The organism is Chryseobacterium sp. OV279, from assembly GCF_900128945.1.
GTDB lineage: Bacteria > Bacteroidota > Bacteroidia > Flavobacteriales > Weeksellaceae > Chryseobacterium.
Window position 1 is genome coordinate 691,981 of sequence record NZ_FQUD01000002.1, and the last position, 12,285, is coordinate 704,265.

Sequence of the window (12,285 nt, forward strand, 5' to 3'; positions counted from 1 at the left end):
CTTTTTACATTGTACAGAAAAACTATGATTGCAATTTTAAAGAAGGAACTTTGGAGTTACTTTGGAAACTGGAGCGCGTGGGTCATTATCGGCGCATTCAGTCTGATTACCGCTCTTTTCCTGTTTTTTTTCGAGAATGATTCTAATATTTTCGACATCGGAATGGCCTCTCTGCAGAGCTATTTCGTACTGGTTCCATGGCTGCTGATGTTTATTATGCCTGCATTGTCTATGAAGACCTTTGCGGAAGAACAGCAGACGGGAACCCTGAATTGGTTGTTTTCGCAGCCTTTAAAAGTTTCAGACTTGGTAACAGGGAAGTTTCTTTCAGTATGGATTGTTGGGGTTTTATGCCTGATTCCATCACTGATTTATCTTTATACCATCTATGTTTTAGGCGTTCCGGCCGGGAATATTGACCTAGGAATGACCTTCGGAAGCTATATCGGACTGATCGTGCTGATTGCAGCATTTTCAGGCGTTGGAATTCTGGCGTCTTCCTTATCACAGAATCAGATTATGGCGTACCTTTTGGGCGTTTTTATGTGTTTCATCATGTACTTTGGAATAGAGCAGCTGGCGAGCTACAAGCTTTTGGGCGGTGCCGATTTTGTTCTTCAGAATATAGGTTTTTATCAGCATTTTCTTGGCTTTACAAGAGGTCTTATCGATTTTAAAGATGTGGCTTATTTTATTCTGATCATCGGTGCTACGTTATTATTGTCCAACCATTTTATCTCTAAAAAGAAGTAGTATGATGAAGAAGTTCAATATTAAATCTCCATTAGGAATTTTCCTGATCGTAATAGTGCCTTTGGTGATTCTGTTTACGTATTCAGGAATCAGATTAGACTTAACAAAAGAAAAAAGATATACGCTTTCAGACAGTACGGTAAAAGTATTGGAATCTGTGAAAAAGCCGCTTACAGTAGATGTTTATCTTGAAGGTGACTTTCCGGCAAGCTTTAAGCAGCTTCAAAGCGAAACCAGATTTATGCTGGAAGAGTTCAGAAAGATCAATCCGAAGATTGATTTTAAATTCATCGATCCTATTAAGACAAAAATGTCTAAGGACACGCTAATGGCGATGGGAATGCAGCCTTCTGTTCTTCCGGACATCAAAGATGGTAAGATTACACAGATTACGCTTTTCCCTTATGCTGTGATCAAATATGACAAAAGGGGAGTGTCTATTCCGTTGGTGGTACAGCAGGCGGGAATAGATGCAGACCAGCAGCTGACCAGATCTATTGAAGGCCTTGAATACAGCCTGGTTTCCAATATCAAAAACATTGCGGCTGATAAAAGAAAGAAAGTCGGAATCCTGGTGAATCAGGATGAGCTTGGTCCTGAAGAGTTCCATGGTTTTATGCAATTGGCGCTGGAAAATTATGATGCAGGTCCTGTAGTTCCAAAAAATCAGACAGAACTTACTCTTGAAGATCTTCCTTTACTAAAGCAAATGAGCGCTCTGGTGATTGCAAAACCTAGAAAAGCATTTACAGATAACGAAAAAGTAATCCTTGATCAGTTCATTATGAACGGAGGGAAAACCCTTTGGATGATCGATGCCGTAAACGCTGAAATGGATACGCTGACAAGATCTCAAAAAGTAATGCCTTTCCCTGTAGATATCAATATGACGGATTTCTTTTTCAATTACGGAATCAGAATCAATCCGGCTTTGGTGAAGGATGTAAAGAAATTTGCCCTGTTGAAACTGGTAACGGGTGAAGTAGGAGGGAATCCTCAGTATACAAGCCTTCCGTGGCCGTATTTCCCGCTTGGAATTGCTGAAAATGATAATCCGATTACGAAAAATATCAACCCTGTAAAATTTGAATTCCCGACTTCCATTGATACATTAGGCGGAAGAAAAAATATCAAAACAAAGGTTCTTTTCGAATCCAGTGAGAGAACGCTTCTGAAGCAGGTTCCCAACTATGTGGATCTTAAAGAAATTGCCAGTGTAGACAGTCTTGGCCAAATGGAAAAACCAAGCAGACCTAAGATCTTTGCTGTTGCACTGGAAGGGAAATTCAACTCTGCCTATGCATCAAGGATTGAAAGAAAAGGATATCCGGGTTTCAAAAGCCAGAGTCCTGAAAACAAAATGATCGTAATTGCTGACGGAGATGTCGGAAGAAACAAAATGCATAAAGGCGAGCCACTTCCAATGGGAATTGACCGTCTGACGAATCAGGAGTTTGGTAACGAACAGTTCCTGAGAAACGCGTTGGATTATCTCTTGGACGACAGCAATCTGATGGCACTTAGAAACAGAAACATCGAAGAAAGACTTCTGGACAGAAACCGTATCACGGAAGAAAAAGCAAACTGGCAATGGCTGAATTTACTGCTGCCTTTAGTAGTAATCGGTCTGCTGGGAGGTCTGTTCTTCTGGATGAGGAAAAGAAAGTTTGGATAGAATATATAAAACCACCGTGAAAAACGGTGGTTTTTTTGTTTGTGGGCACGAGCGGGACGCTCGCGCCAGCATTGGGTAGCGTTGATGCTTTTACATATAAGAACACACTTTAATCCTTTCATTCCCTAATCCCTAATCCCTAATCCCTGCTACCTATTATCTACTATCTGCAACCTATCTTTAATATTTAAACGGAAGATTCACAATATCAATTACTTTTTCGCCTCTGTTGTTTTTTCCGGCTTCCCATTTCACTTGGTAAGTTGCTTTTTCAGCTGCTTTTTTTACTTCAGTATTGAAAACTTCATTTTCTCCGTAAGTGGAGACATTGATTACATCACCTTCTGAATTTACTTTCAGAATGATTTTCGTTTTTAAATCTTTACCGAGAGTCTTAAGAGCATCCGCATTTAAATTCTTTTTGACATTTTCAATAAATGCCTTGTTTCCTTTGGGATACTGAGCGGGAAAAGCTACCATTGGAGGCGCAGGAACAGACATATCCTGAGGCTGCCGCGATTCGAATTTGTCTTTTACTTTTTCTTCTTTTTTTACTTTCTGTGCAAACCCAATTCCGAACATGAAGATCAGGATGAGTAAGATTATTTTTTTCATAATAATTAGTTTTTGATTTTCTTGCTTTTTAAAGCTTTTCGGATACTACTTATCTAAATCCTAAGGTAGTGAATCTAAATGATCTGATTTTTAAAGACTTTTTAACCACAAATACCACAAATATTTTCACAAATCACAATATAACGTCATCTATATTGGTGTCATTCGTGAATATTCGTGCAGTTCGTGTTTTAATAAACGCAAAGGTTTAGCATAATATTGAATAGTTTAAGAAATACAAAGAGAAAAATCAATCTTTGATTGATTTGATGAAGCGTCTGCGTAAAAGTTTTCTTAGTCTATTTAAGCTGAATAGACATTCGTATATATCAATTGAACATTTTCCTGAATTCCAGCGGCGATTGATTCGTTTTCTGTTTAAACAACTTACTGAAAGACTGCGGATGCTCAAAGCCCAGTTCATATGCAATTTCACTTACCGAAAGATGAGTGGTGCTGAGTCGTTCTTTGGCCAGGTCGATCAGTTTATTCTGGATATGCTGCTGCGTATTTTGTTGGGTATGAATACGCAATAAAGATCCGAGATAATTGGGCGAAATATTCATCTCTCCGGCAATGAATTTTACAGAAGGAATTCCGTTTTCTATAAGATTTCCACTGTCAAAATACCGGGAAAGGACTTCCTCAAACCGCTCCAGAAGCTCGTGGCTGGATTTTTTCCGGGTGAAAAACTGCCGCTCATAAAAACGTTCGGAATAAATAAGTAGGAGCTCAATCTGAGCTGCAATCAGTTCCTGAGAAAACTTGTCGATATTCGACTGGTATTCCTTTTCTATATTTTTCAGAATGTCCACGACCACTTTTTCTTCTCTGTCCGAAAGGAAAAGCGCTTCATTAATATCATACTTGAAGAAGTCATACGATTTAATCTTTTTCGCAAGGGAAGTGTTCCAAAGAAAATCCGGATGAACCACCAGCAACCAACCCGTGGGCTCTACCACAACATCCGGCTTCATTTCCAGTTTCAGAAACTGAAGCGGAGAAACAAAACACAAAACCCCAGAATCAAAATCATATTCCTGTTGACCGTAGTTGAACTTCGCATTCACATTTCGCTTCAACCCGATGGAATAAAAATTCTGAATCCATTTCAGTTCATTGTCATCCATAGGATAATTGACCTTGCTGTAATCAATCAGACTGATCAAAGGATGCTCAGGATTGGGAAGATTACAGAAGGCATGAAATTCTGAAATTGAATTGAAGCGGAAAGGAGGTTTCATGATGCTAATTTAATTTTTTTGAGTGAAACTTGGAATGTATTTTAGTTGCTAGTTGCTAGTTGCTAGTTGCTAGTTGCTAGTTGATTGTTATTGTTTAAGGATTTGGCTTGCACTATAGATTTTATGTAGTTATAAAACATATAGTATTAGCGTTGTCATCCTGAGCATAACTGCAGGTTTACGAACGAAGTTCACGAAGGATTTTTGTGTGGTAAAAGTTGTATAAAGTATAATGTAGATTGTACAATGTATTTATAATATCTTTTATTCGACTATGCTCACATCATGACATTTTTAATGCTATATCACCGTAGACACAGTCAGTGTTTCCCATTGTTTTGCATCGCCGGTAATGGTTTTAATTTTATTATCCAGGAACTCAGCGGTGCCGCTTCCCAATAAGAAATGAACCGGTGGATTTTGTTCTTCACTGAGCGAGATGATAGCTGCTGCTCCTTTTTCAGGATCATTGGGCTGGTTACCGTTAATTTCGTTAAGGTGTGCCTGCTCGGAATTTCTAGCGGTTTCATAGACCTGGATTGGATTTTCAGGTGTTTTTACTGAATCTTTACTTAGAAAATCGGTACGGAAATACCCAGGATACACCACAGTGGCATGAACTCCGAATTCTTTGATCTCTTCAGCCAATGCTTCAGTTAGTCCTGCTACCGCAAACTTAGTCGAACAATAGATTCCCCAGCCCGGAAAATTCCCGGCATAGCCACCGATAGAAGAAATATTGAATATATGCCCAGATTTTTGTTCACGAAGATAAGGAACTGTATTCCTGATGACATTCAGTGTTCCGAATACATTGACATCGAAGTTGGCTCTGGCTTCCCTATCTGTAAGCTCTTCCAGCGTACCGATCTGCCCGTATCCGGCATTATTGACCACCACATCAAGCTGTCCGAAATGCTCCATCGTTTTTGATACCGCTGACTGCACATCTTCATTATCCGTTAAGTTCAGTTCAATCGGTAAGAATACATCAGATGGTTCTCCGATTTCTGAAATTAAAGACTGTGCATTTCTGGTAGCCGCTGCCACACGGTAGTTATTTTCTAATAATTTTTTTACCAAGGCCAATCCCAGACCTTTTGAGGCTCCTGTTACGAACCATACTTTTTTTGTTTCCATTTTTATTGGGTTTAAATAATGGTACAAAGATCGCAGGATCGGAAAGGGTATACGTAGCCCAATCAATGAATGATGTAATCAAATCGTGAATGTAGATGGAAAAAGGAAATCTTAAGGCTATCCAGCTGGCTCCTAATGAGGTTCAAGCCGTTGTATAAGTCCCGGGAGCTACTTATCTAACGGTCTTTACCCGCTTTGGAAGCTCATGAGGCCCCTTGGATAAGCCTCCTTAGTCCGTTTGTAAACTGCCAATAGTCCCTTAATGAACCCTGTTTACCCCCTTGCGTAAGGGGGTACCACTTGTTCAAGGGGCTCGGGACGGTTGTAAGAGGGGATGTTGGTAGTTGAATGAAGATTGTAATAAAGTTTTTGCTGTTGCCGTTATTTATTAATAGGGTACTTGTAGCCAGTTGCGAATAATGGGTGTCTTATGATATCCTTTGGTTAATTGATCAATGAGATCTTTTTCATCATTTTTATTGACACCAATTCCTAAATACATGGAATTCTTATGGATAAGAATCATTCCTTTACGATATTGAGGGTGGTTTTTATTCTTAAAGTAGAAATCATATTCCCTGTTGGGTTCAGATAAAATAAACGAAAGCATTTCAAAATAATCATCAGTTTCAAACTCTGTTTTTCCAAAATATTGAGGATGGCTAAAATATCCCTCTTTAGGCTTAAATCCGACTAACCAGTTTTTCATAAAATCAAATATAATCTCTTTATCAATAGTTGAGATGTGTATGTATAGATCAGTTAATTGAGATTCATTAATGTCAATAAAGTTTTTGACAACGTGTAAAGTACGATTACCCAACCTGGGCACAATAATTTCCATTATTTTAATATAGTGATCAATAGATTCATATGATAATCCAGCCGTAGAAATCACCAGCTTATTATTTGTTTTTAAAAGATAATATGTATAAACAAGAAAATTTTCTATCGCTTCACATGAGTTTAACTGATCATCTTTAAAACCTATTATATTTTCAATTTCAAGTTTTAATTTGTTCTTACCTTTTAGTTTGTCATAATTACTACCATAAATTTTAACCGCTTTTTCAATAGGAAAATTCACGGCGGTAAAATTTTTGTTATCAATTAAACTTTGATAATCGCTTTCTATGTCTGTTACGTATAAATTCATGTTTTTCAAATGTACTGTTTGTAGGTCGAATAGTATAGCTTTTGAAGGCATGAGCGAAATAATCGCGCCAGCCGGGAGCGCTAAGTTTAAAATTAGAGGTAAAATATATCCCTGTATAGATATGTTTTATTAAAGTCGCATACTTATTTTCTTAAAATAATTAGTACTCCCAATGGAAAATCATTGAATAAATCAAAACAAGAATAATACAACCCGATGTCAGCATTAAAAATAAAAGTGGAATGAATGATAAAATCATATTTTTCCTGTCATGACGACTTTTACTTACACTAAAATTAAATATTGTAGTCCCTAAAAAAAATGCCATGGATGGCAGGAAGCAAAAAAAATTGAATAATTGGGCTTTTTTTTCATAAAGGTACCTGGCATTTAATTCCGAAGGTCTGGCAAAATAATTTATGATGATGAAAAGCAGTACAATTACTGTAAATAATATTAAAATGATTGCAGGACTGAAAAATATTTTTATTGTTTTCATATTATTTACTGTTTTTTAAGATGTCTCTGGAATTGTAAATATAATAGTTCTTTGTTTAAAATAAAACCACTGCGAAAAGCAGTGGTTTATTTTTAAAAGGATACGAGCGTGAGGCTCGCGCCGATTGGTAATTAATTAAATAATATCACTTTCTAAATACCCAATAACTTTATTCCAATCTTCACTTAAATAAAATGTTCCTATATAATTGTCGTTGTCAATATTTACTCCTTTTAACAAACTTCCAGAATAATTTTCTAGTCCACTTAGTAAATTATTCATTTGCTCTGCGAGTTTATGATGTTTATTATCGACTGCATTTCCTTTTCTTATTTTATATATTCCAATTAAATTTTCTCTTTCAAATCTGCCATTACTTAGCCTCACATGATAGTCATTAATTTCTCCTGGTAGATTGACAGTTTGTTTTATTAAATTAAAAATATCTTCTATTGTTTTCATATTTTAAGGTTTTACGTTAACCGTAATAACAGGCTGCGCTGTTTCTAGTAAAACTTATTAGCCTTCATATTTGTAAATATAATAGTTCTTTGTTTACAATAAAACCACTGCAAAAAACAGTGGTTTTTATTTTTAAAAGGACACGAGCGTGACGCTCGCGCCAGCTTGGGGTGGCAAAACGATCACTCTATTTCTATAAAAGTACTACTTATTATTTCTCGTTAATATTGATTAGTAAAGAAAACCAACATTTTTGAAAGATTACTGCAGTCGTTTTTTATTATTTTTGATTACAAAATTGTTTATTTTAATGTATCCAATATATAAATATCAGTAACTCCCATTTCTCCATCCCCATATTCATATCCTTCTTCAAATAACCCTTTAATAATAAGATTATTATCTGTGGGGATATGTACGTCTACCATATAATAATTATTCTTTTTTAAACATTTTAAATCTTCTGTTTTTATTTCCTTATTATCTGAAAAGTATGATAGAGAAACAGTTGCAGATGTATTTACTTTATTTTTTTTATTTGGTATATAAAATTTATATCTTAAGATATGGGGTTTATCTAATTCTTCTTTCAAATAAAACAAACTATTTATTGTATCATCTCCATTACTTTTATTATAATTAATATACTGATTAACATATTCTTTATTATCGATAATTCGATATTCTAATCTAACATTATCAGCTTGAATATCTTTTTTATTCACAATACTCCACCAATTTATTTTTTGATTATATTGATTTATATACCCCTGAATCTTATAATTTTCAAACTCTCCACAGACTTTTTTTAGAGAGTCATGTACGGTAATTTCTTTATAGTTTTGCCATTTTTTTATATTGGTTGGAAAAGAAAAATATTCCGTGGGATTATAGTTTTCTTTTTTTATTTTTATATCCCCATTATGATTTTCTTTTTTACAAGAATAAACCGTAAATATTATTAATATAATTATATATACTTTACTCATTATTATTTTATATTTTTAGATTTTAAAATTCTTTGATTATCTACAGAATTCATAAATCTCATAAATCCTGTAGAGTCATTATTTTTTATATATTTTGCAGTGTCTAAAGATTTAAAAGATCCATTTTTATCATAAGTCCAAGTATTGTAAACACTGTATGTGCTATCACTTTGTTTACCTAATAAAGTGTTTTTAATATCCGCTAATCTATCTGCCACCCAAGATCCAGCATAAAACCTTCCTGCCCAAGTTATGTTTCCATTCTTTCCAGGTGCAGGAAAAGTACTAGGGACAACAAAACTACCCCAGTCTAAAGTAAAGGTTCTATCACCTGGTCTTAACTTATCATGTGTACTTGCATCAAAATCTGTTCTCGCCATACCACCAGTGTTTGTAATTTGAGGGAACTCCTCATTTGTAGTTTCTATTAAACTTGCTAAATAGGAAGACAATTGTTGTATAGCGCCATAAGGACCGTAACCTCTATTTTGTCTTTTTTCAAAATCATCAAGAACTTTTTTAAAAGCCACCATCATAGCTTGATGAAGCGCATCGATATTAAATTTAGTTCCTTTTTTACCTGTTAAAACAACAGGGGCAAGATCAATATTTTTACTGCCATCAGCATTCGAGCTTGTTGTATCGGATCCATTATTACTATTATTAGTCCCACTAGAACTTGCAGATGAGGTTAAACTGCCTCCGTTTCCTCCTCCTCCTGTAGGGTTTGCTAAGTTCTGAAAAGCTCCCCATCCATTATTCTGAGCGATAAAATCTATAAGCGCGTCATTATTTAGACTGCCTCCTCCGGCATAAAAACTCCAAAGTGATTTCGGATACATCACTGATTCATCTACAGCATCCTGTGTCTGTGGCTTTCTTCCATCAGGATCAATAAAGCTTATGGGGTTGTTAAAGGCATAATTATAAGGAGAATACCTTGTCATCTGCTCTGCCAATGGATCTATGACACCCCATCTTCCCAGATCAGACATATAAAACCGGGCTCCATAATCATACATTCCTGTTTCCTGAAGTTCTTTGCCGTTGTATTTATAACTGTGCCAGCTTCCAAAATCTGAGCTGTTAATTCCGTTTCCTCCTGTATGGTTAAGCCCGAAAGGATAGTAGTTGTTGGTTTCTAAAATTTCAGGAGCACCTGCGCTGTTTTTGGTAAAACTTACCCTTGTATTTCCAAGGTGGTCTTTATACTGGTAAATATAACGGTTTTCCTCGAAACTGTAAAAACCTTCTGCGGTAGGCACAAAATCAAGCTTCCATTCCGGAGTACCACCCCCGGGAAGTACAATGCCTTTATAAGCCTGTTCTTCATAGGCAAATTCTGTCCGGCAGGTCAGACAGGGCTGCAGTCCGCCTCCAAAATCATTATAGCTATACTGAAAGCCATCCAGATAGTCTGTCATACGGGTTGTGTTTGAAGATCCTCTTCCGCTTGATGGTGCGAAATACGTTTTTCTAAGTTTTGTTCCGTCAGCACGGTACAGATAATCAAGACTGTAAGAATTGGCTCCTAAAATGGTAGTCTGTGTAATCGCGTAGCTGTCCGGCAGGCTTAAGAAGTTGTAGGCAATGCTCTGGATTCCTTTATCCTTCATGGTGATCATATTGCCATTGGCATCATAATCGATCACGTTATTTCCGCCTTCATAGCCTGTATCGTTCATGGCATTTTCAATCACCTTATCCAGACGGTTTCCAGTGTATTCGTAAACCAGGTTATCCACCAGGGTAGAGGTCGTTCCAAAAACCGGAAAAGCATTTCTTTTGAGGGTGGTTATATTCCCGTGCAGATCGTAGGTAACATGCTCATTATAATTATTATTGTGAGGAGCTGTAGAACCCGGTTCTGCATAGATGGCATCTTTTAGCCTGTTCAGCGGATCGTATATATAGGAATATCTTTTGAGAATCCCGTCTGAAGCAGACTTCCAGTCAACTTCCGAAATGTTTCCATTACTTTTCCCCGGGGCAACAGTTGCATATTCCGGATTCTGGTATTTCAGGGCATAGCCAAAAAGTTTGCTGCCTAAAGTGGACGGATCATTTATTTTAGTCAGTGCTCCACGGATGTCGTACTGATAATCCATGCTTTCAAGACCGCCGCCTACTTTTTTATTGGACAGCTGGGAAAGCTCATTATAGGTGTTTTCTGCGAGCAGTTCCACGGGACCGCTGCCTACCTGATGATGGTGTTTCATCACCCTGTTCTGGCTGTCGTAATCAAAGCTTTGGGAGATGACCTTTTCTGTATCTGTGTTCAGTCTTTTGTGGTAGACTTTGGTTTGTTGGGCTACTCCTGCAAAATCAAGTTCTGTTTCGGTTTTGGTGTATCCACCCAAATGATTAATAGTATAGCTGCCTACAGATCTTCCTTTGGTGTCATAGTACGCATAAGTTTTGGTCCAGTTGTCATCTTCTATATTTTTCACCAGACTTAATGTAGGCATCATGTGAGTACTGACAGAAGCATTCTGCGCATCAGTGATGATGGGTTTCCCCATTATTGTAGCGGGAAACGAGGGATTAAAGCCGTATGCAGGGTAGGTGTCATAGTAGTTTACAGACAGTAATGTAACCCAACCCACAGTAGGATAGGTACTGTTTGGGTCATAATAGACGTCAACTCCTTGTCGGTAAAAGAAAGCATCAGCAGTTCTAGTAACGTTATTGCTTCCAAAAGTGTCAGCATAGGCCTGCTCAGAGCTTCTTCCTCCTCCGGAACTAATTCCGGTAAATGTCACTCTTCCAAACTTATCATATTTAGTATACAGCCATTGTCCTTTGCCTCTCATCATAATGTCCTGAACTGCTACCAATCTGTCCTGCTTATCATAAACCATCCATTCCCAGCCTTTCCCTGGAATTTTTTTCTCTACCAGCCTTCCCAATCCGTCATACCGGTACTGGTAGCACAGCTTATCCAGTAAAGCCTGATCGGGAACTGTATTGGATACTGCCAACGGAGGAATCACATAAGCCAGCTGTCCAAATTCATTATAAAGATAATAGGTGTCTACATCCTGCTGACCATCATTTTTTCTTACCAGAATGGTCTGTCCCTGACCATTCTGGTATTCTGTGGTCGTATTTCCATCCTGATCGGTAACAGACGTTTTATTAAGTTGGTTGAGCGCATAGTTTCCGGGTAGCGTGATGCCGGAATCGGTTCTGCCGTCCGCCCAGTCAGTAATGAGCACATACTTTTTTACTTCACCGTCTGCATTGGTATTATAAGTCATATTCACAGGTTTCTGAGACCATGTTGTTCCTGCCGGAAGCATCTGGTTCACCCTGCCTGTATAGATGTTATCATAGATTTTTTCGGCATAGATCTTTTCATTTCCGTATCCTGCAGAAGGAGCATTGCCGAGCGGATCGGTATAGATGGCCCCGTTCAGTGTTCCGCCTTGTGGAACCGGAAGGTAGCTTTTGGCTTCACGTCCTTTTGAATCATATTCTACGGGCATCACAACGTCTCTTCCAAGAGGTGTTGCTTTAATGGCCACGGTCTGAACAGGTCTTCCCAATCCGTCAAAATACTGTACAGTTTCTGACTTTTTGATACAGTCTGCATCCAGACAGTTTTTTGAATAGATATAGTTCTCAGAAGTGCTGAGATTGGTTTGCGCAGAAACAGTGAATGAAAAAAGAAGAATGAAAAGTGAAAAATATTTTCTTTTCTGTTTCTTTTTCAATGCTGAGCATGGAGGGGTTTTTATTATTTTTTTCAT

9 protein-coding genes are annotated in these 12,285 nt (G+C 37.4%); 2 read left to right on the plus strand and 7 right to left on the minus strand.

All coding sequences use genetic code 11. From position 1 onward, the window contains the following. The first annotated feature begins 24 nt into the window (after positions 1-24). Together BUA72_RS10895 and gldG are read left to right on the plus strand one after the other, a co-directional pair. Positions 25-753 (plus strand): ABC transporter permease, encoded by a 729-nt coding sequence (locus BUA72_RS10895; protein WP_034726396.1) that lies wholly within the window; start codon positions 25-27, stop codon positions 751-753. Positions 754-757: 4 nt separating this feature from the next. After that, positions 758-2,428, plus strand: a complete 1,671-nt coding sequence (gene gldG, locus BUA72_RS10900) for a gliding motility-associated ABC transporter substrate-binding protein GldG (RefSeq protein WP_072923170.1) — start codon at positions 758-760, stop codon at positions 2,426-2,428. Positions 2,429-2,608: 180 nt separating this feature from the next. Here the strand turns inward: gldG and BUA72_RS10905 are convergent, their stop codons facing one another. From BUA72_RS10905 to BUA72_RS10940, 7 genes are all read right to left on the minus strand, one after another. Continuing rightward, positions 2,609-3,043: a hypothetical protein gene (locus tag BUA72_RS10905; RefSeq protein WP_072922932.1), complete on the minus strand. Its 435-nt coding sequence runs from the start codon at positions 3,041-3,043 to the stop codon at positions 2,609-2,611. 329 nt (positions 3,044-3,372) lie between these two features. Then, on the minus strand, positions 3,373-4,287 hold the full coding sequence (locus BUA72_RS10910; RefSeq protein ID WP_047448450.1) for a helix-turn-helix domain-containing protein: 915 nt from the start codon (positions 4,285-4,287) through the stop codon (positions 3,373-3,375). A 300-nt stretch (positions 4,288-4,587) separates the two neighbouring features. Then, entirely contained in the window at positions 4,588-5,427 is an 840-nt protein-coding gene (locus BUA72_RS10915; protein WP_072922933.1) for an SDR family NAD(P)-dependent oxidoreductase, read from the minus strand. Between the two features lie 388 nt (positions 5,428-5,815). Continuing rightward, positions 5,816-6,583, minus strand: coding sequence for a hypothetical protein (locus tag BUA72_RS10920; RefSeq protein ID WP_139259587.1), 768 nt, complete (start codon positions 6,581-6,583; stop codon positions 5,816-5,818). Positions 6,584-7,217: 634 nt separating this feature from the next. Beyond that, positions 7,218-7,544 (minus strand): hypothetical protein, encoded by a 327-nt coding sequence (locus BUA72_RS10930; RefSeq protein ID WP_072922936.1) that lies wholly within the window; start codon positions 7,542-7,544, stop codon positions 7,218-7,220. 302 nt (positions 7,545-7,846) lie between these two features. Beyond that, on the minus strand, positions 7,847-8,533 hold the full coding sequence (locus tag BUA72_RS10935) for a hypothetical protein (RefSeq protein ID WP_072922937.1): 687 nt from the start codon (positions 8,531-8,533) through the stop codon (positions 7,847-7,849). 2 nt (positions 8,534-8,535) lie between these two features. Then, positions 8,536-12,285: a DUF6443 domain-containing protein gene (locus tag BUA72_RS10940; protein WP_175548885.1), complete on the minus strand. Its 3,750-nt coding sequence runs from the start codon at positions 12,283-12,285 to the stop codon at positions 8,536-8,538.